This window comes from Oceanobacillus sp. FSL K6-2867, assembly GCF_037963145.1.
Taxonomy (GTDB): Bacteria; Bacillota; Bacilli; order Bacillales; family Amphibacillaceae; genus Oceanobacillus.
Genome location: NZ_CP150144.1, coordinates 3,324,912 through 3,346,561, shown reverse-complemented (window position 1 = coordinate 3,346,561; position 21,650 = coordinate 3,324,912). Strand labels below are relative to the sequence as shown.

At 39.0% G+C, this 21,650-nt stretch carries 16 protein-coding genes; 4 read left to right on the top strand and 12 right to left on the bottom strand.

Annotated features, from left to right (window positions below):
- Positions 1-587: 587 nt before the first annotated feature.
- Positions 588-1,457 (top strand): alpha/beta hydrolase, encoded by an 870-nt coding sequence (locus tag NSQ77_RS16215; RefSeq protein WP_339227075.1) that lies wholly within the window; start codon positions 588-590, stop codon positions 1,455-1,457.
- A gap of 495 nt (positions 1,458-1,952) precedes the next feature.
- Here NSQ77_RS16215 and NSQ77_RS16210 read toward each other — a convergent pair whose 3' ends face one another.
- The 7 genes from NSQ77_RS16210 to NSQ77_RS16180 all read right to left on the bottom strand — a co-directional run bounded on the left by NSQ77_RS16210 (position 1,953) and on the right by NSQ77_RS16180 (position 8,206).
- Positions 1,953-2,339, bottom strand: a complete 387-nt coding sequence (locus NSQ77_RS16210) for a Rid family detoxifying hydrolase (RefSeq protein WP_339227074.1) — start codon at positions 2,337-2,339, stop codon at positions 1,953-1,955.
- Positions 2,340-2,403: 64 nt separating this feature from the next.
- A complete protein-coding gene (locus NSQ77_RS16205; RefSeq protein WP_339227073.1) occupies positions 2,404-3,759 on the bottom strand; it encodes a tripartite tricarboxylate transporter permease in 1,356 nt (451 codons plus the stop codon).
- Positions 3,756-4,187, bottom strand: a complete 432-nt coding sequence (locus NSQ77_RS16200) for a hypothetical protein (protein WP_339227072.1) — start codon at positions 4,185-4,187, stop codon at positions 3,756-3,758. Before NSQ77_RS16200 ends, NSQ77_RS16205 begins: the two co-directional genes overlap by 4 nt.
- Positions 4,188-4,363: 176 nt before the next feature.
- Entirely contained in the window at positions 4,364-5,137 is a 774-nt protein-coding gene (locus NSQ77_RS16195; protein ID WP_339227071.1) for a TatD family hydrolase, read from the bottom strand.
- Positions 5,138-5,406: 269 nt separating this feature from the next.
- Positions 5,407-6,183: an acetoin reductase gene (locus tag NSQ77_RS16190; RefSeq protein ID WP_339227070.1), complete on the bottom strand. Its 777-nt coding sequence runs from the start codon at positions 6,181-6,183 to the stop codon at positions 5,407-5,409.
- Positions 6,184-6,499: 316 nt separating this feature from the next.
- On the bottom strand, positions 6,500-6,628 hold the full coding sequence (locus NSQ77_RS16185) for a hypothetical protein (protein ID WP_339227069.1): 129 nt from the start codon (positions 6,626-6,628) through the stop codon (positions 6,500-6,502).
- Between the two features lie 105 nt (positions 6,629-6,733).
- Complete coding sequence (locus NSQ77_RS16180; protein WP_339227068.1) at positions 6,734-8,206, bottom strand: YdiU family protein; 1,473 nt, start codon at positions 8,204-8,206, stop codon at positions 6,734-6,736.
- A gap of 326 nt (positions 8,207-8,532) precedes the next feature.
- On the opposite strand from NSQ77_RS16180, the gene NSQ77_RS16175 reads away from it, so the two are divergent.
- Together NSQ77_RS16175 and NSQ77_RS16170 are read left to right on the top strand one after the other, a co-directional pair.
- Entirely contained in the window at positions 8,533-9,105 is a 573-nt protein-coding gene (locus NSQ77_RS16175) for a MerR family transcriptional regulator (protein ID WP_339227067.1), read from the top strand.
- A 362-nt stretch (positions 9,106-9,467) separates the two neighbouring features.
- Complete coding sequence (locus NSQ77_RS16170) at positions 9,468-10,691, top strand: alanine--glyoxylate aminotransferase family protein (RefSeq protein WP_339227066.1); 1,224 nt, start codon at positions 9,468-9,470, stop codon at positions 10,689-10,691.
- A gap of 130 nt (positions 10,692-10,821) precedes the next feature.
- Here the strand turns inward: NSQ77_RS16170 and NSQ77_RS16165 are convergent, their stop codons facing one another.
- The 4 genes from NSQ77_RS16165 to NSQ77_RS16150 all read right to left on the bottom strand — a co-directional run bounded on the left by NSQ77_RS16165 (position 10,822) and on the right by NSQ77_RS16150 (position 17,271).
- Entirely contained in the window at positions 10,822-12,354 is a 1,533-nt protein-coding gene (locus tag NSQ77_RS16165; RefSeq protein WP_339227065.1) for an AbgT family transporter, read from the bottom strand.
- A gap of 420 nt (positions 12,355-12,774) precedes the next feature.
- Positions 12,775-13,578, bottom strand: coding sequence for a formate dehydrogenase accessory sulfurtransferase FdhD (gene fdhD, locus NSQ77_RS16160; protein ID WP_339227064.1), 804 nt, complete (start codon positions 13,576-13,578; stop codon positions 12,775-12,777).
- A 10-nt stretch (positions 13,579-13,588) separates the two neighbouring features.
- Entirely contained in the window at positions 13,589-15,940 is a 2,352-nt protein-coding gene (locus NSQ77_RS16155) for an FdhF/YdeP family oxidoreductase (RefSeq protein ID WP_339227063.1), read from the bottom strand.
- A 53-nt stretch (positions 15,941-15,993) separates the two neighbouring features.
- Positions 15,994-17,271 (bottom strand): OFA family MFS transporter, encoded by a 1,278-nt coding sequence (locus NSQ77_RS16150; RefSeq protein WP_339227062.1) that lies wholly within the window; start codon positions 17,269-17,271, stop codon positions 15,994-15,996.
- A 588-nt stretch (positions 17,272-17,859) separates the two neighbouring features.
- Here NSQ77_RS16150 and fdhA point away from each other — a divergent pair.
- Positions 17,860-19,110 (top strand): formaldehyde dehydrogenase, glutathione-independent, encoded by a 1,251-nt coding sequence (gene fdhA / locus NSQ77_RS16145; RefSeq protein ID WP_339227061.1) that lies wholly within the window; start codon positions 17,860-17,862, stop codon positions 19,108-19,110.
- A gap of 306 nt (positions 19,111-19,416) precedes the next feature.
- On the opposite strand, the gene sulP is transcribed toward fdhA, so the two are convergent.
- Positions 19,417-21,132, bottom strand: coding sequence for a sulfate permease (gene sulP, locus NSQ77_RS16140; RefSeq protein ID WP_339227060.1), 1,716 nt, complete (start codon positions 21,130-21,132; stop codon positions 19,417-19,419).
- Positions 21,133-21,650: the final 518 nt, after the last annotated feature.

The window sequence follows — 21,650 nt, the reverse complement described above, 5'->3', positions numbered from 1 at the left end:
TCAAAAATCAAATTGTTTATATTAAAGCACGCGTTCAAAAAAGGGGGAAATCGATGTGTCATTTTCACCGGACTTTTGAACAAGCTCTTAAAGACATAAACAGCTTTGTCTTTTAAATCAATTATATAAAACCATCTCAGTTGAAATGATTCTCTGTATGTCCTTGCGTTAACGCGTAAGTGGATTATTATTATTGGCAAACTTATTAAATCCCATGTTCCTTTATTAAAAAAACTGAAAACTTATCCTTGTTCACACCAAATTACCAATTACGCATTTGTTTTGTCTTCCCTAACAGCGCAATTAGTAAATACCTCATGGTACCTATCAGATATACCACTTACCAACAATCATTATATCCGAGTACCCTTGAAAAGTAATTAGTTACTTTTGATAAAATACGCTTCGGTTTTTGTATATAGTAAACAAGATTAATAACATGAGGTTTTCCGTTGTTATTTTGTACCAAAACAGCAGTATCATACATTGCTTCTCACTAGACGAAAAGTAAAATTATCGATAAACTAATGAAGGCTTTTGCTAAACCGCAGAAGCTGCAACTTCAAAAAAAGTGAGTGATTCATAAGATGACTTCAACATTTGTGTACAAAAATGTCGGAAACTGTGAAATCAAAGGTGACTTTTATCCAACAGAAGCAGCAAACGCACCACTGCTTGTTTATATCCATGGTGGCGGGCTGATTTGGGGAAGCCGTGATGAACTTTCCGAAGAACAAATTAACCTTTATACCAATGCTGGTTTTAATATTTGTTCCATTGATTACCGTTTAGCTCCGGAATCAAAATTGCCAGATATCACAAGCGATATTCAGGATGCACTCAAGTGGCTAAAAAACGAAGGTGTAAGCACGTATAACTTCGATCCAGAAAAAATCGGCGTAATCGGCAGCTCTGGCGGTGGATACCTTGCATTACTTACAGGTATATTCGGCGTAAAACCAAAAGCGATTGTGTCCTTCTATGGTTACGGAAATATTTTAGGTGACTGGTATACGAAACCAAGTCCTTATTTTACAAAAATGGCTAAAGTGCCAGAAGCTTTGCCAAAAATGCTTATTCAGCCAAACATTTTGTCAGAGGCACCAATTGAAAAACGTTATGGCATCTACTTGTATTGCAGACAGCAAGGTGTATGGAATGATTATGTGATTGGAAAAAATCAACCCAAAGCTGAATTGATCAAATACTGCCCTATTGAGAATATCCAATCCGATTACCCGGCAACATTGTTATTGCACGGCGATAAAGATGATGATGTTCCACATGAAGAATCCGTTAATATGAGCAGAGCTTTGGAAGAAGCCGGAATCACTAATAAACTTATTACCATCCCTAACGGAAAACATCAGTTTGACAAAGAAATGCATGATCCAAATGTCAAGGACGCATTTAATCAAGTCATTCAATTTTTGAAAGAAAACTTAGATGTAAAGTAAGCCTGGACAGTCATTTAGATGTTTGCACAAAACAAGAAAAAGCATGTGAAATCATAAAGATTTTCACATGCTTTTTTATGGTATAGGAAACTATAAAATTTGAATGCTGAGGGTAACTTAGATACCGGAGGAGCCACGTCCAGCTCCAGCGCTAAAGCCGCAGCGAGACTTCCCTCACCTCCGTAGGATAAAGAAGACTTGCCGATTGTCAAGACATGAGGCTTAGTCGCACTTATACCCTTGTGGTGAAATCGGGCATCGACTCTGGGGAAAAGGATGGCCGATTAAAATCAGGCTGCGCCTAACATCGGCATACCCCTAAAGGGGCATGTTTCCTTTTAGATGAACTTGACTTTTCGCCCATAAAGGCGAAAGTCATAGTTCATCTTATACTCTGGAGTGAATCTCCTTCGTAAGAATGTTCGACGAGCCGAACCACCCCACAGTACGGGGCGCAGTCCATACGTCGCAAACCGGGCGCTTCCGCTTTTGTTATTAACTCGCGGATCGCTTTGCAACCATTTCAATTTCTACTTCTGCTCCGAGTGGAAGTGCGAGTACCGCAACACAGGTTCTTGCCGGATACGGGGCTGCAAATTGCTTTTCATACACAGCATTCATTTCCGCAAAGTTATTCATATCTGTCAAATAGACATTCACTTTCACGACATCATCTGAAGTAAGATTTGCTTCTTTCATTACTTCAAATAAGTTATCAAAGCATTGTTGCGTTTGTGCAGCAATATCTCCTGTCATATCCTTAGCCGTTGGTGAATTTTTTGCAGTCTGTCCAGAGAAATAAATATATTCTCCCGCATCAACCGCATGTGAATAAGGCCCTGAAGGCTCTGTGCCATTTGCATCATATACTTTTCTTGTCATATGGATTCTCCTTTTTCAAAATCTACTATCCAATATAGCATCTTTTTGAAAAATTACTATGAATCTACATTCCAAGCACCGTGGAAATGATCCAGGCTGATCCGTAGAATACCATAAACTGGACACCAACCCCGACACCAAGAAAACGATTCAGCATGCCGCCAACCATTGCCATCGCGAACGTAACAACGATTCCAACTAACCCACCTTCATAAAATGCCAGCAAACAAACAATTCCAATAAACATCCCGATGATCGCTTCCTGATTAATTCGTTTTAAAACAAATACAGTAGCTTTACGAGCAAAGTTCATGGAAAACGGATAGGCAATCACAGCTGCAATCACTAACCCAATCAATCCATAGATCAGAAAATCAATTGGATCCATCATCGAATGTAAATTATTTACCGGATCCGCTGTGAAAACGGGCGGTGCATTAAATAAGGCTTGTGCAGGACCGATTGCTACAGGACTTAATGGAATTCCAAATGCTACTAAAGGAATGATTGTCTCTGCAACATAGGTAGATTCTGTTACCCCATTCATTGTAGATAAGCTAGTAGTTGCCTTTTTATATTGTCCTTTAATGCGGGAACCGACTAGTTCCCCCATCAATGACGTCATTCCAACAGGACTGAGCGCAAAGGTTAACGAGGAAAGAAAAGAAGTCCCTCCTACTGCCGCTGATTGCTTTTTCGTTAACACCTTAAATGGATTCGGAAAATACCCAGACCATGATTTCTGCTCAGGTGCAAGCTTATATTCATTTGGTTTGGTGCGTTTAATCATCGAGCGGGCACTATCTGACGTGGCAAGCAGAATATCCGTTAACATCGGTCCAATTGCTATACCAAGAAAGAAGCTAATGGAAAGACCGTTCCCCAATATCGTTGTACTCACTAAATTTAACCCTTGGATTACTAAGGCCAAAGGGAGAATAAGCAAAATACTCACCCATCGTCCTTTGGAAAAGTAACCTATTAATACAGCGGCACCTGTAAAAATAATTCCTGCATTTTCCTGGAAGAAGGTTCCAAACTGACTTAAAAACATCGCAAACAAAAGGGATACAGGAAGTGCAATGAAAGCACCAATAATTCCCCCGGAAATCATTTTTCTTAGTGCAATGTGCGGCAACCCAATTCTGCGCATAAAGTTCGCATGCTCAAGCATCGGAGCTGCAGTTGTATCACCAGGAACTCCCATTAAAGCTGTTGGAATAGCGTGTGTTAAATGCTTGGCCAAAACAGCCGACATAAAGAACGCGAAAACTGCTTCAGGTGGTGCTCCTAACAAGACAACAATTAAAGTAGTTGGGACTAAAATTGCTGTTTCATCTGAACCAGAAATCAAACCAATTAATGTAAATATTACTCCAGCCAAGATTGCCAAGAGAATGGCGATTACCAATACACTCATTTCCGCCTATCCTCCTCATCCTGAATAAACATGTCATAGATTCCCTGTTCCTTCATTTCCTTTTTCAAAACAGGGTCATTCATTATAGATTCCCGTTCCTCTTCTATATCGAATTGCATTTTTTTATAAACTTCTGTTAACTCATCATTTGTACTCGGAATTTCGTTCAATGTTCGTTTCGGCTTAAATAGTAATGTATTTATTACTAAAGCAAACAAACTTCCTGCAATTCCAAGCAGCAAGGAATATGATTGCACCATTTCTTCTGGGGCAATCTTCGGAAAGATACCTTTTCCAATAAAAAAACCTGCTAAACTTAACGTAATACTCATTCCAATGGTACTTATTAAATGTTTTCCATAAACAGTATCCCCAATAATTTCCACATAGGAAATTATTCTTTCATCCTTTTCTTTACCTGCGGACATTTTAACACTTACCTCCTCATGATTTCACTAAACAAAACAGCCTTCTATCTATACGAAAAACAAGGGCTTGTAAATTTCAGTAATCATTATACTATAACAAACGCAAGGAGGCTTCTTTTTTTCCTTCATTCAACAAAGTTTCTTTTGTGTAAACTTTGTTGAATCTTCTTCTAGAGTTACAAACCGTAAAAGCGACATGTATTTTCATAAATTTTCTGATAGACTTGATCCAGCGGTATGTGCTTTAATGCTGCAATAACCGCAATCGACTGATGCAGCATTTTGGGATGTGTTCGGTGACCTTCGAATTCCTTTTCAAATGACCACGGTCCGTCCGTTTCTACCATTAATTGTCCGATTGGGTATATCTTTACTAGCTGTTGAATCTTCTTTTTATATACAACATCCGGAGTGACGGAAATGTAGCAGTTATTCTGTTTCATCCGTTCAATCGTGCGCTGATCTCCTTTAAACCAATGAAAGTGCGCTTGTTTAACATTGTATTTTTCCAGCAAGCTGCATACTATTGGTGCATCTTCATAAACTGCATGGAGTACAATTGGCTTGTTTAAAATTACCGCTTGCTGAATAAATTGCTCCAGTACTTCAATGTAGCCTTGAAGATTAATCTCCGGATGTTTCTTTCTTAAATAATATGGCAGGCCTACTTCACCAACCGCAATCATGTACTGCTGATTCTTTTCAATAAAATCCAGCAGATCTCTCACTTCATTATCCGTTGGAAGCCTTTGTTCCGGATGATAGCCAAAGGCCGCTCGGATCCTTGGATCTTCTTTAACTAACATTAAGTTTCGTTTTGCTGATTGAAGATGATTGGATACCGAGATAATAGCTTCTATGTTATGTACATGAAAATCCAGCAGCATCTCTATTTGCTCTGTTTTACCGTACATATCAAAGTGGATATGAGAGTCAATAAGCTTTCGCATTAATATCGCTCCATTTTTAGTTTTATATTTTGCATTTATACTGTTCTAACAAATTATTACATAGTCAATAATTATAAGTCTCTTGTGATTACATATATTAAATATGCCATATGCTGAATCGCCCTTCAAGATAGTATGATAGTCACACCAGCTTCAAATCTAAAGGCAGATGTATAAGTTGGGGATAAAATCAGTGGTACACATAAGCAACTTTATACTGTATTTAAAATGGGTGCCTTAAAAGCAAGGCACCCATTTTTATCCCACTATTAATTAAATACCATTCCACCATCTGTAAGAATACTTTGTCCTGTAATATAATCAGAGTCAGATGATGCCAGGAACGATACTAAATTTGCTACATCCTCTGGTGTTTGAGTACGTCCAAGGGCGATCCCCTCAGCGAATTTTTCAAATGCTTCTCCTTTTTTGGTACCCATATATTGCATCATCTCGACATCTATTCGTTCCCACATCGTAGTACCTACAATTCCTGGGCAATAAGCATTAACTGTAATTTTATCTGGCGCCAATTCTTTTGCAGCTGCCTGTGTCAAGCCCTTAACAGCAAACTTTGATGCCGAATATACACCTAGCATTTCAAAGCCCTGATGACCTGCGATGCTGCAAGCGTTAATAATCTTCCCACCAGTGCCTTGCTTTTTCATTTGATTTGCTGCTGCTTGGATACCATAAATAACACCTTTCACATTAATATCAAACACAGGGTCTACATCATTTGGTTCTACAGCTGTTAAAGGTGCTACTTGTTCTATACCTGCATTATTAATGAAAACATCGATACTTCCAAAAGTATCTACCGCTTTTTGGACGAGTTTAACTTGATCATCCAATTTTGTTACATTTCCTACATAAGACGCTATTTCTACGTTTTTTTCCTCGAACTCTTTCACTGTTTCATTCAAAACCTCTTCATTAATATCGCTTAAAACAATAGCAAAACCATCCTTTGCTAATCGTTCCGCTAACCCTTTGCCAATACCTTGTCCAGACCCTGTAATTACCGCTACCTTTTGATTGCTCATGTCATTTCCTCCTAATTATAAAAATGTGTCAACACAAGTTAATGCTTCTGTTGACGTAGTTTACACACCATATTTATTTTGCGGAATCTAACGGCAATTATCCTTTTTAGCATTAGTAATTATTAGTAAACTTGGCATTCAGCAAAGGGATTTTTAGAAGCCCTTATACTTAAAAGTACAAGCCTTTAGCCGAATATCTTTGTTGCCTTTATACAAAACAGAAAAATTTTATGCTTTTCAATCTGCCAAAAAATAAAAACCATCTCATATATGTAAGCGTACAAATGAGATGGTTTTCCAATTCAAGCCTCTTCTATTATTTTTTTACTGGCGTACAAACAGCGTACAAGCCTTCAGTTGAGTCAGACAAATTTACTTCAATAACTTTGTAACCACTATCAACTGACTCCTTGCTGTTTAACTGGATGTTTAAGCTTTTTTCCATCATTCTTCTTCCTTTCCTGCAAATTCTCACACCGAGATTAATATATGCAGGGGGTTCAAATGCGTGCATACTTTACTGGAATAAATTCTGCTCATCCTTTTGCATTTATGTGCCACAATAGGTTCGATAAGGAATCGATGTTTTCACAGGTGGCGCAGCAAATTTAGATTGCTCGTCCGTATGGGCATAAGGATCGGAAAGTATATGCAGCAATCGCTCCATCACATGATAATCTCCATCCTCAACTGCGGCAGACAATGCAGCCTCCACTTGATGATTCCGGGGAATTACAGCAGGGTTACTATCTCGCATTAATTGACGGGACGAAGCTTCTGCCTCTTCCTGTCTAGCCAGCCTTTCCTGCCACAACTGATACCATTCCTTAAATTCTGGAGAGCTGCCCAGTTCAAAATTCTCCTGCCAATTAAAGGTTAACGCCAAAAATGTATTCGTATAGTCTGCTTGGTGCTTCTGCATCATACGGAGAAGAGTTTCAACAAGTGCAATGTCCTTTTTCTCCTCATTAAAAATACCCAGTTTGGCTCGCATTCCTTTCATCCAATGAAAACGAAACATTTCAGAGAATGCCGATATTGCTTCCTGAGCAAGTTCCAAGGCCTGCTCCTCATTTTCGTGCAGCAATGGCAATAAACTTTCAGCAAAACGTGCGAGATTCCAGCCAGCTATATGCGGCTGATTCCCATAAGCATAGCGCCCATCAATGTCGATAGAGCTGAATACGGTGTTCTGATGATACGTGTCCATAAATGCACATGGGCCGTAATCAATCGTCTCGCCACTGATCGTCATATTGTCCGTGTTCATTACACCATGGATAAAGCCAGCTTGCTGCCATTTAGCTACAAGTGCTGCTTGACGCTCCATTACCTTTTGGAGCAGATATAGATAGCGATTCTCTCCATAATCGCCGTCAGAAAAATGTCTTTCTAAAGTATAATCAGCTAATGCGCGAAGATCTTCAGTAGAGCCCCAATTCGCAGCATACTGAAATGTGCCAACACGAAGATGACTATCGGCAGCACGGGTTAAAATTGCGCCAGGCAGCTCATTTTCACGAATAATAGATTCCCCGGTTGTTACAACCGCCAGGCTGCGGGAAGTGGGAATACCCAGTCCGTGCATCGCTTCACTAATGATATACTCTCTTAACATTGGACCAAGCGCGGCACGTCCGTCTCCTCCCCGAGAGTATGGTGTCCTTCCCGCCCCTTTCAGCTGGATATCAAAACGTTCATTCTCTGGAGTTATTTGTTCTCCCAATAATACCGCTCTGCCATCGCCAAGCATCGTAAAATGTCCAAATTGATGTCCAGCATAGCTTTGCGCAATCGGAATAGATCCCTCAGGAATTCGATTGCCCGCCAACAGTTCAACACCAGTTTCATTTATTAAATCCTCAGCATGCAATCCAAGTGAGACCCCTAACTTTTTATTAAAAATAACTAATCCTGGCGACTGTACTGGAGTTGGATTCGTTTTTTTATAAAGGAAATCCGGTAAGCGCATATAGCTATTTTCTAAATTCCACCCAGCATCATTTCCACTCTTTTTTCCCATGGTAGATCCCTTCCCTTCGTACAAAATTTCCCTTTTTAGCGTTTACGTTCTGCCATTTAATTATCCGTTCACCGGGAATTCTTAATCTATCAAAATTAGTGTTCATTCGCTAAAACTTCTAACTGTTTGCACTGAGAATACGACAGTCATCTAAACAACAATACGATAGTATAGAATATACGAATCTACTATTTTACAAAATTAATAGTAGGATTACATTTATTCTAAATGATGTCATTCAATCGTTGCAAATAAACAGAAGATCAATTCCGTCCAATAACAAACTGAATACAGCTTATCGGCAAAGATGAAAAGGAGAGAGTAATATGACAACTGATAACTTCCAGCAAAGCTACAGTTTAACTGAGATAGCAAAACAGCTCGGCAGGCCGCGTACAACCGTTCAAGAATGGCGCAATCAGTTTAAAAAATACCTTCCGACAGTTCAAGGTACCAAAGGACGAACGACGAGATATGAAGCCAGTGCCCTCAAGCTTTTCCAAATAATTGCCCGTTTGAAAGAAGCAAACGAACCAGTCAGCATAATCGAACAAACTTTAAAGAAAAAAAACAATGCGCCCCATACAGATAATGAAGGTACAAATGCAGCATTGCCTGCTGTTCAGCCACAAGTTTATGAAGGGTTAAAACAATTAGCGGTTGCATTAGATGAACAACGGCAGATTAACAAAACAATTATGAAGGAATTGCAGGAATTGCGGCAGCAGCATACCACATACCATCTTGAGCTGATGGAGCTATTAGATCGACAAAACAATGTAGAGGAAAACATCCGCACCCGAGACTTTCGGCTGCTGGAAACGATGCGAGATATGCAGGATAAGAAACAAAAGGAGAAACAGCGTGGAGGGATATTTTCTCTTGTGTTTAATCGGTAACTACAAAAGCATTCACCGAATTTCACACCCTCATCATATCGCTCGTCAGCCTTTACCTCTTACAGCCATCCAGGGGAACAGTCCCCCTCGGGTGGCTTATTTCTGCTTCTATTTAGGGGCTTCATGTGTAAATCCATTATTTCCCTTTAGCAATTTTGCACAAAATCCAGCACTTCAAATAGTGCAGTATGATTAATGATATATAATCTAATTTTTAGTACAATATTAGAATCGTTAATTAATTTAAACAATAACTTAACATTTTATGCAACCTCTCACTAGCTAGTCTAGTTAACATATCCAGCAAATTTATAAAAACTGAATTTTTTATAAATTAATCGCTAAAAAGGAGAAATTCAACTATGTACACAGAACTAAACACACCAGCTAGAACGATTATGACTCCAGGGCCAGTAGAAGCTGAGCCGCGTGTGCTTCGTGCGATGGCTACACCAATTCTTGGCCAGTTTGATCCAGCATTTACCGAAATTATGGATCGCGTAATGAAAATGCTGCGAGAGCTTTTTCAGACAGAAAACAAATGGGCTTTCCCGATTGATGGTACTTCAAGATCAGGTGCCGAAGCATTACTTTGCAGTATTATTGAACCGGGAGATAAAGTCTTTATTCCGATATATGGAAGATTTGGATATTTATTAAATGAGATTTGTGAACGATACGGTGCAGAGGTTTACACAATGGAATGTGAATGGGGGGAAGTTTTTGACCCAGAGGAAGTAATTACGGAAATGAAAAGAATAAACCCGAAAGTTACAGCAATTGTCCATGGTGAAACATCAACTGGTCAAATGCAGCCCTTAGAGGAAATCGGAAAAGCTTGCAGAGAACAAGATATCTTATTTGTAGTGGATGCTGTAGCTTCCATCGGCGGCACTCCTGTAAAAGTGGATGAATGGTATATTGATGGCATTGTTGGCGGTACACAAAAATGCTTGTCTGTTCCATCTGGAATGGCACCAATTACGTATAATGATAGAATTGAAAAAGTAATTCAAGCAAGAAAGAAAGTAGAAAAAGGGATTGAAACAGAAAATGACCGCCAAAATCTCGGTAACAATCCATTTATTAAAAGTAATTATTTTGATGTGAGTATGCTGCAGGATTATTGGGGTCCAAGACGCTTAAATCATCATACAGAAGCAACTTCCATGATTTACGCACTTCATGAAGGTCTTCGTATTGTGCTTGAAGAAGGTTTGGATGAACGGTTTGCTCGTCATAAACATCACGAAGAGGCTTTAGTAGCTGGTATCGAAGCAATGGGGCTAGAGTTGTTTGGTAATCAAGACTCTAAACTGCCAGTAGTTACCTGTATAACAATACCAGACGGAATTGATGGAGAATCCGTTCGAAAAATGCTGCTCGATGAATTTACAATCGAAATCGCAAGTTCCTTTGGTCCTCTGCAAGGGAAAATCTGGCGAATTGGTACAATGGGCTATAGCTGTCGTAAAGAAAATGTGTTGTTTGCACTAGCTGGTTTAGAAGCAGTACTCATTCGACATGGTGCCCCTATTCAGGTTGGTAAAGCGTTGCAGGCAGCAATGGATGTTTATACTAAATAGTGATTGAAATATAGAATAAAGGCGAAACGCTGTGACGTTTCGTCTTTATTTATTCCCAGGCATTCAAATAGTCTCAGTTTCTATACACAAAACAAAAGCATCGCACAAAGGCGATGCTTTTCAATATTCATTAATAGTGAAGTGGTCCCCCAGGGCCAAGTGGGAGTCCAAACAAGAACCATATAATTAGCATGATTGTCCAGCCAATTAAGAAGAACATAGAGTATGGTACCATAACCGATACTAATGTCCCAATTCCCATTTTCTTATCATATTTCTGAGCAAATGCAATAATTATTGCAAAGTACGTCATTAACGGTGAAATAATGTTTGTAGACGAATCTGCAATCCGGTATGCCATTTGTGTCAGTTCTGGGGAATAGCCCATCTGCATCATAATTGGAACAAAGATTGGAGCCATCATTGCCCATTTTGCAGTGGCACTTCCAATAAATATGTTTATGACCGCTGTGATGAGAATAAATATAACAATTAATGGTATTCCAGTTAGGTTAACACTATCCAAAAATTCTGCGCCGTATACTCCGAGAACTAGTCCCATATTTGACTCATTAAAGAATGCAACAAATTGACCAGCAGTAAATGCCAGCACAATAAACATTCCCATCGATGCCATCGTGTCAGACATTTGTGCTGCAACATCTTTATCGTTTCGGATTGATTTCGTAATAACGCCATAAACAAGTCCAGGGACAAAAAATAAAATTGCGATAATTGGAACTAATGAACTCATGAATGGAGATTGTATAATTTGTGCCATCCAATCCCCTTCTGTGCCACGCATTGGGGCATTTTGCGGCAATACGAGCAGTGATGCCAGCACTAAAGCAACTACAACTGCAACACCTGACCAGATTAGTCCTTTTTTCTCAATGGACTGAAGCCCGTCCAATTTCTCCTTCTGATCTCCATTATATGCTCCAAGTCGAGGCTCAACAACTCGCTCTGTTACCCAAGCTCCGATAAACGTCAACACAAATACAGATGCTGCAATGAAAAACCAATTCATTGCAATATTCATCGTTTCTGCATACGCCGGGTCAATTATTGCTGCTCCTGCAATCGTCAACTCACCAAGCAGTACGTCCGTACCTGATAATAATAAATTCGCACTAAATCCACCTGAAACACCAGCAAATGCTGCTGCAAGTCCAGCCAGCGGGTGTCTGCCAAGTGCCGCAAAAATCATAGCACCAAGCGGCGGCAGTACCACATATCCAGCATCAGATGCTACACTTGACATAATACCAGCAAAAACTAGCCCAAGCGTAATAAACCGCTTTGGTACGGATAATACAAATCCCCGTAATAGCGCACTTATCAAGCCTGTCCGTTCTGCAACACCAATGCCAAGCATCGTTACGAGCACAACACCAAGTGGAGCAAAACCAATAAAGTTATCTGTCATACTCGAAAATATATATTGGATACCTTCCGCATTTAGTAAATTCTTGATTTCAACTGTTGTCCCTTCCTCCCCAGGATGCTCTACACTAATTCCTAATGGTTGGAAGACTGCTGATAATAGTAATACAATCAGAGCTAAGATAGCAAATAATGTTACTGGGTGCGGAAGTTTGTTCCCAGTTGCTTCCACCCGGTCCAAGAAACGCTGAAATAACCCCTTCTTTCCTTTTGCCATATAATAATCCTCCTATTAAATTAAATGAATAATTTTCTGAAAAATGTAACCAAATTTAGTCACGACATCCATTATACATACTTATAGACTTAATTTAAACAGCCCCAAAAATAGTAGTAATAATTGCTTTTTTCCCAATTGGTCAATTTTATAAGGTAATTGAATATTACTTTACTCCAAATAATCTAAAAAGACATGAATCCGATACAATATCGGATTCATGTCCTTAAAGCTTCCTGGAAAAATATATATCACCTTTTTATTAACATTTCATTTTTATATCTCGCTTTTTTTTGCAGCGTTATTATCCAAATACACTATCCAGTTTGTTTGAATTCCAAAACTTGAATTAAACATCTATAATCGCTCTATCCTCAAAAGCCCGAGCATCTAGTATTTTTTTTAATGAATAGAATAAGATTATATTTTCGCTTTTACATCAATTATTCGATCTGCATGTGTATAGACATTCATTTTATTTCCCCTTGCAAAGCCAATGACCGTAATTCCCAGATCATCTGCCAGCTGTAATCCTAAATCTGTCGGTGCTGATTTCGAAAGGAGGATGCCAACACCGATTTTGGAAATTTTCAGCAGTACTTCCGATGAAATCCGGCCACTAAAGACGATCAGTTTGTCTGCCACTCTTATTTTTTCATCGATGATATGTCCGTATATTTTATCCAATGCATTATGCCGTCCGATATCTGTTCTTATCGTAAGGATGTCATCGCAAGTAGCAAGTGCCGCATTATGAACCCCGCCTGTACGAATAAATTGCTCTGAATTTGTTTGCAGTTCTTTCATTAAATGAAAACATTGATCCACCGTTATCGAAAGCTTGCTTGTTACCGTTTTAGCAGTTTTTACATCACTTTTAAAATAAAACTGACGGCTTTTCCCGCAGCAAGAACCGATAAAACGTTTCGAGTGGTCAATTTGAGAAGGATCTATCTGTTTATACAGATCCACATAAGCAAATCCGAGTTTCTCGTCTATTGAAATTCGTTTTATTTCATCCTTAAATCGAATGACCCCTTCTGAGGCAAGAAAGCCGATGACCAGATCCTTATGATTAGACGGTGAACATACAATTGTTGCAAATTCACTTCCATTTATCATAATCGTAAGCGGTGCTTCGACTGCAACCTCTTCATGTAAAATGGACTGGGAATGTCCATTAAATCGGATTATTTCCCAGCCATCCTCTTTCACATCTTTCATCTTAGTCCCCCTAGCTAATGTCTACTTCAAGCTCTTCCACTCGTCTTTCCACATATTTCGTATCTTTTTGTGCAAAATAGGTTTCCGACTTTTCAACAATTACGGCAGCATTATATTCAGGGATACCTGCAAATTCTTCATAAACTCCCTTTGGAATAAGCATATTTCCTTCCGGCCAGTGCGCTTCGATATTTCCTCGTTTTACTGCTACAAATTTTGCACGGCCATGGAATGTTCCATACTGATTGTAAACAACAATTGGCTCTCCCTCTTTAATTCCAAGTTCTGTCCCATCTGATTCATTCATTAATACATCGTATCGGTCTGCATCATTAAATGGATCCTTTTCACTATAAATCATAGAATTAAATTGCTTCCCACGGCGTGTCGTAACATAAAAGTGTCCTTCAGGCTTGCGCAGCTCTGGCAGTTCTACCGTAATCAGATTTCCTTTTCCATCTGGTGTCGGGCATATCCCACCTTCACAAAGCCATGCTCCACCCCACTGGAATACATCTCCCCGATTTTCCAAATGCTGAATCCCATCATAATTTGGTGCAGCCTTGGCTATTTCTGTCCGTATTTCATCAGCCGCTTTAAAATCAATTAAATGCTGTTGATCCGACTTTACCCTTTTAGCAAGGTCAACATATATTTCCCATTCCATCCGAGCTTCTTCAATACGAGGACCTTTGATTTCTGGTGAAAAATATACCATTCGTTCTGTGGAAGTCGAGGTTCCGCCACCAGGCTGCTCATACCTTGTCATTGCAGGCAGAACAATCACTGCTTCCTTTGCATCAACAAATGTGGATGTATTAAAAATAATATCCTGATGCACACGAATATCGATACTTTCCAAACATTTCTTGACAAAGTCTGGATCTGGCATCGTTTCTAAGAAATTCCCCCCTGATAAATAGTAAAGATCCAGCTTGCGCTCATGATCCTCTGGTAAAAGGGCATTTTCAAGTGATACTCCTACAATATCCCCTTGCCATTCCGGAATATCGAATCCCCAAATACTTTCTACGCGCTCTCTATTTTCCTCATCCATCCCTCCGCCGGGCAATACGAATGGATCTGCTCCCATTTCTCCGGACCCCTGCACCCCGGAGTGACCACGGATTGGCATAAGTCCACAATGCTCTCTCCCTAAAAACCCTCTAAGCAGTGCCAGATTTGCAACTTGGGAAATATTATCTGTTCCGAATCGATGCTGCGTCAGTCCCATTGACCAGACAAAAACAGCTGATTTGGATTTCGCAAGCAGTTCCGCTAATTCAATCATGCGATGTTTTTCAATACCTGATGATTTAACGAGTTGATCCCATTCATAAGCAGTGGCTTTTTCTCGTAATTCCTCAAGACCATTTACATGTTTTGATACAAACTCATGATCGATCGCTGAGCCAAATTCCAGCTCTTCCATTTCAAACCAGTGCTTCATAATGCCATGCATAAAGGCGATGTCACCACCAATATTCACTTGGTAAACATCATCCGCTATTTTTGTTCCGAATAGTGCCGACTCAGCAATGGAAGGCACCCAATAATTATCCATTGCCGGCTCATGGTATGGATTAATAATAATGATTTTTGTCCCTTTCCGTTTTGCCGCATACATATATTTCGTCGATACAGGTTGATTATTAGCCGCAACAGATCCCCAGAATATCAGGACGTCTGTTCCAATCCAATCCTTATAATTACAAGTAGATGCGCCAACACCAATCGAACGATTGAGTGCTGTTTTCGATGGTGAATGACAGATTCTCGATGCATTGTCTATATTATTCGTACCTAAAAAACGTGCAACCTTGCCAACAGTATAATATACCTCATTCGTAATCCCTCTTGATGTTGTGTAAAATGCATAGCGTTTTGGGTCGAGCTCTCTCATCTTAGCTGCAATTTTATTAAGCACATCATCCCATGAAATACGAGTAAACTTATTCTCACCCGCTTTACGAATAAGCGGATATGGGATACGTCCAAGCTTTCGTAATTCCGTACTGCTCATTTTTCGCAAATCTTCTATATCCATATTTAATACTTGCTCTTCAATCGCAGGCATCGTATTTAAGCGAAGTACATTTAAACGTGTTGTACATACATGCGGACCTGTTAATGTTTGGTCATAAAGCCCGGATACCCCTAGCGCACACCCATCACATACACCTTGGGTAAGAATTCTTGTTGCATATGGCAAATTATCTTTATTTTCCCACACAACCTTCATCGTATCACGGATATGATGTGGTTTTATTTTTCCTAAACCGAATGGGACCTTGCTTGCCCATAAGGCTGGATCAGGCTTTTTTGGTAATCTAATTGGACCTGTGTGCTTTGTTTCTCCCAACATTTATCCCTCCAGTTTTTTACTAATAAATGCAGAATGCTCTATTCAACAGCTTACTTCGTTACAGCTGCACCAAGCTTTTGAGTTGCTGATTGCTGGGCATTTCTTAAACGATTAATATCTGCTCGAATCCAGATAGAAATAGCAAATGCGATAATAAAAAAGATACCAAAAATCATCATTGTTAAATTATAACTATTCGTAGAGTCGTAGATTAAGGACAGCAGAATTGGACCAACCACCCCTGCAACCGCCCATGCAGTTAAAATATATCCATGAATCGCCCCGAGCTGTTTGGTGCCAAAGAGATCACCAATATAAGCTGGGATTGATGCAAATCCACCGCCATAGCAAGTTAATATCGTAAAAATAAGCAGTTGAAATAGAATTCCATTGGCAGCAAAAGGCAGCATGAAAAACGAAATAATTTGGAGAACAAAAAATGTCGTATATACATTAGGACGGCCAATATAATCTGATAGCGCTGCCCAGCCAAGCCTTCCGCCGCCATTAAACAGACCCATGATTCCAACCATTGCAGCTGCAGCAATTGGTGTCATACCTGCTATATCCTGTGCCATTGGTGAAGCTACTGCGATAACAGCAATGCCACAAGTAACATTTAAGAAAAGCATGCACCAAAGCATCCAGAAACGACGTGTTTTAATTGCCTCATTTGCTGTCAGCTGTGATAGATCTACTTTAATTTTACGCGTACCATTTTGCTCGCTTTCTTTAAACCCTTTTGGTGCCCATCCCTCTGGTGGTGGAGATAAATATTGTGCTGCAAGTGTCATCACGATAAAATAAACTGCACCAAGCACATAAAACGTACTGGAAATACCAACCATATTAATCAAAGCTGCAGCTGCCGGTCCACTTAAAAGTGCTGCAAAACCAAATCCCATAATTGCTAGCCCTGTAGCGAGCCCACGACGATCAGGAAACCATTTTACCAGTGTTGATACTGGAGCAATATAACCAATCCCTAAACCAATTCCACCAATTACACCATAAAATAGATACAATAAAAATAAGGACTCAAAAGCTGTAGCTAATCCAGAACCAGCAACACCAATACTAAAAAATATCGCAGCAAGCATTGCAGACCTTCTCGGTCCCTGCTTTTCCACAAACCTCCCCATAAAGGCAGCCGAAAAGCCAAGCATAAAAATAGCAATACTAAAAGCAAGTGATATTTCCGTTGTTTCCCATCCATATTGGGCCACCATAGGATTTGTAAAAACACTCCAAGCATAGGCAGAGCCAATTGAAATGTGAACCCCTACTGCAGAAGCAGCAATTAGCCAGCGATTTTTAACCTTCCCCATACGCACCCTTCTAATTTATTATTATTTAAGCATAACCACCCTAGAGCTGCCCACGTTTTTCAGTAATAGCGGCACTCAATCTCTAAAACAGCTCCATTCCTTCTAAAAATAGCACCATACAAACTCCAAACAGCACCATCTTTTACAAAAACGGCACCATTCTCACAAATAATAGCACCATCAATGGAAGGGGTTACATTACATGATTTATGAAGCTATTTGAAAATTAGTAAGTAATTATCAATTTTTAATATATTATAATTTTTAAAAATTTCAATCCAAATTTATCATGTAAGTAAATTTTAGTCAATTACTAGCAACTATAACTTTTTTTATAATGGATGTATCCGGTCTAGCTAGCGATTTCACAACAAGAATAACCGCCCTGCAATAACATTTTTTATAAACCTTTTGTTCTAGAAGTATTTGTCTAAACAAGTGTATAAAATGATAGTTTAAGACTGTGTAAAATACTTGAAATATTTTAATTATTATTGAAACCAGTACAATTTGATGATATATTGAACAATAGAATCAAACGCTTTCATAGACGGACATCTCAAATATCATTTTATAAGGAGTGGTAGTATGAGTAACAAAGCGGTTGTATATGTTAAAGCTGGAGAGGTAGAGGTGCGGGATATCGGGTATCCTGATCTAATACTTCGGGATGGTCCAGGGGTTAATCCTTTAAACGTAGGAAGAAAATGTAACCACGGGGTCATTTTAAAGGTAATTTCTACGAATATCTGTGGTAGTGATCAGCATATGGTAAGAGGTCGTACTACTGCTCCAAGCGGCTTAGTTCTTGGACATGAAATTACAGGTGAAGTTATTGAAATCGGCAGCGATGTAGAGTTTATTCAAAAAGGGGACATTGTGTCTGTTCCGTTTAATATTGCATGTGGACGTTGTGAAAATTGTAAACAGCAAGATACACATATTTGTACAAATGTTAACCCTGATCGTCCTGGCTCCGCGTACGGCTATGTTGATATGGGCGGCTGGGTCGGCGGTCAATCAGAATATGTCATGGTTCCTTATGCAGATTTCCAATTATTAAAGTTTCCTGACCGTGATCAGGCATTAGAGAAAATCCTAGACTTAACAATGCTTTCCGATATTTTTCCAACTGGATATCATGGCGCCGTAAGTGCAGGTGTCAAAACTGGATCAACTGTATATGTTGCAGGTGCAGGTCCTGTCGGCTTGGCTGCTGCACACTCCGCTCAATTATTAGGAGCGTCTGCTGTTATCGTTGGGGACTTAAATGAAGAGCGTCTCGAACAAGCAAGAAGCTTTGGCTGTGAAACAGTAAACTTACGTGAACATGATAATCTAGGAGAGCAAATCGAACAAATTCTTGGAACACCTGAAGTGGACTGTGCCATTGATGCAGTTGGCTTTGAAGCAAGTGGACACGGAAAAGATGCAGGTGAAGCACCTGCTACTGTGCTAAATTCGATTATGGGTGTAACCAGGGCAGGTGGTCGCTTAGGTATTCCAGGGCTATACGTAACTGGAGATCCAGGTGCAGTTGATACAGATGCAAAAGAAGGAACTTTAAAAATCCGCTTCGGTCTGGGATTTGCAAAGGCACATACATTTGTAACTGGCCAAACGCCAGTTATGAGATATAATCGTGATTTAATGAAAGCTATTTTAAGTGGCAGAGCACAAATTGCCAAAGCGGTTAATGCAACGGTTATTCCCATCGGTGAAGCTCCGGACGGCTATAAAGCTTTTGACGGTGGCGTATCTCGTAAATTTGTTATTGATCCACATGGTATGATTAAGCAGAAATCTTATGGAGCTGCTGAGCAACGGGTTAATGGTTAAGAGGTTGAGAGGAAAATGATAAATATTGTGCACCCAAAAGTTGGATTAAACAATCCAACTTTTGGGTGTTTTTATATTTACGTATTTCAAAGTACGATGCTTGCTCGCTTTTATGCCGTTTATTGGCTAATTAAACCACGCATTCATACTGTGTGTAGTTTAAAATGACGAATAGATTGGAAAATGGAATTCTATCGTAAATTCGGTCGGAGTTCTTGTAGTCCAGATCTATGAATAGCCTTGATAATATTGATTTTAGAAACCTTGACATTAAAAATTGATTGGAACCTATTTTTTTTGCAGTCTTTATCCAGACTGAATTTTCCCTTTATATTTGAACACTTGACAAGCCGACTTTCCACTTCTACTACATTTTGAACACTTTTTTACATTAATGATTTGTAATCCGTAATCAACTGCATCTGATGAATCATTAAAAAAATGTTCCACACCGATTTTTTCATATAGTCCACTTATTTCTAATGTTTTACGGACCTCTTTATTTGTATTAGAGATTAATACAGTACCGCCTATTTTATGAAAGTCTTTAACAAGTGATGCTAAATTCGCTTCAGCTGTAGCATCAATAATGGGCACATCTTTCATTTTTAATATAAGAACAGTCGGACGCTTATTAATCGATCGCGTAATAATCGATTCGAATTTATCAGCGGCACCAAAAAACAAAGGACCTGAGATTGTAAAAAATGAGAGTTCCGGACATATAGTTACAGTTCCCTCATTTCTAGATTTAGAATCTTTAAGAGCTGGTATTACCTTTTCCACTTCAAAAATTTTACTCATGCGCTTTATAAAGGACACCATTGCTAATAAAAGCCCTATTTGTACCGCAATTGTAAGGGTAACAAATACAGTTAATAAAAACGTTGTAAGCAAAACCAGGGAGTCACTCGACTTTAATTTTAAAATATGGGCAAATGATTTATATTCACTCATATTAATAGCAACAATCATCAGGATTGGCGCCATACTTGCTAATGGGATATGGGATGCATAGGGAGCAAATAATAGCAATGTCACTAAAACAAATATCCCTTGAAAAATCCCTGAAAACGGACTAACAGCACCACTTTTTATATTTGTAGCTGTTCGGGCTATAGCACCAGTAGCTGGAATCCCACCGAAAATCGGGGTAACAATATTAGCTAACCCCTGTCCGACAAGCTCTCTATTTGAATGATGGCGTTTCCCCGTCATTCCATCTGAAACAACTGCAGAAAGTAACGATTCAATCCCACCAAGCATCGCAATAACGAACGCGGGTTGCCAAAGCATTAATATTTTTTCCCAAGTGACAGCTGGTATTTGAAAATTTGGTAATGATTGAGCAATCCCCCCAAACGCATTCCCAATTGTTGAAACCTTACCTGGATAGAAAACTATTGCTATAATCGTTGGTATGATAAGCGCAATTAGAAGTATTGGTACTCTAGGGAAAAGTTTAGGTAAGAAAATAATAATGAATAATCCGATTAATGCGGTTAGCACACTTAGCAAATTAATTGTTGTGATATTCTGAACAAGTTGAATTATGTTTTCATGAAAATATTGTTTTTTTTCAAGACCTTCCAGACCAAGGAAATCTCCAATCTGTCCACTAAAAATAATGACGGCAATACCAGAAGTAAAGCCGATTGTTAGGGAACGTGGAATATAAGTGATTAAGTTTCCTAGTTTTAACATACCCATAAAGACGAGCATAATTCCAGCCAGAAATCCAGCTATTAATAGATTTTCATAGCCATATTGTAAAACAATAGCAAGCAGTATAGGAATAAACGCTCCAGTAGGTCCAGCAATTTGGAATCTTGAACCACCAAATAATGCGACCATAATTCCCGCGACTACCGTAGTATATAGCCCATACTCTGGTTTTACCCCTGAAGCAATAGCGAAGGCCATACCAAGTGGTATTGCAACAATACCTACAGTAATGCCTGCGAATAAATCACGCTTTAAATCAGTCAAAAATAACCCTTTAAAACGATCATCTTTAAACAATGCAACTATCTCTCCTATTCTAATTTATAAACTAACTACAAAAAAGTGAATTTGTTGAAAATTACACTTATTATTATTGTACCATAGTTTTAGCGTTAAAGTGAGGGAGATACTTGTCCTGGGATTGTCAGTACAACTAACACGCTTGGAAATCAGGTTAATCTAGCCAATTCAATGTATTCGAAAAGCGAAGCCACTTAGATGAACCAACTTGTTCATTGGGTCCTACAATCAGCGGCAGATCAATTAACATACCTTCACCTAGGGTTTACTTCACATTTAAAAAGCAATATTTTACGACATTTTACCAGTTTTACTTAATTATTCCTTTTTTTATAAAAACAGCTATACTGAAGTTAAGAAATAAAATTTTCCAGTCTTTCGTTTCTCAATATTTCATTTTTTTAGCAACCTAATTTAGCAAAAACTAATTTCATATGTGGATGCTTTAGTTATACATTAAATTTTGATAGAACAAAGATTACATATAAAGCGCTATATGTAATTTTTTTAAAGAA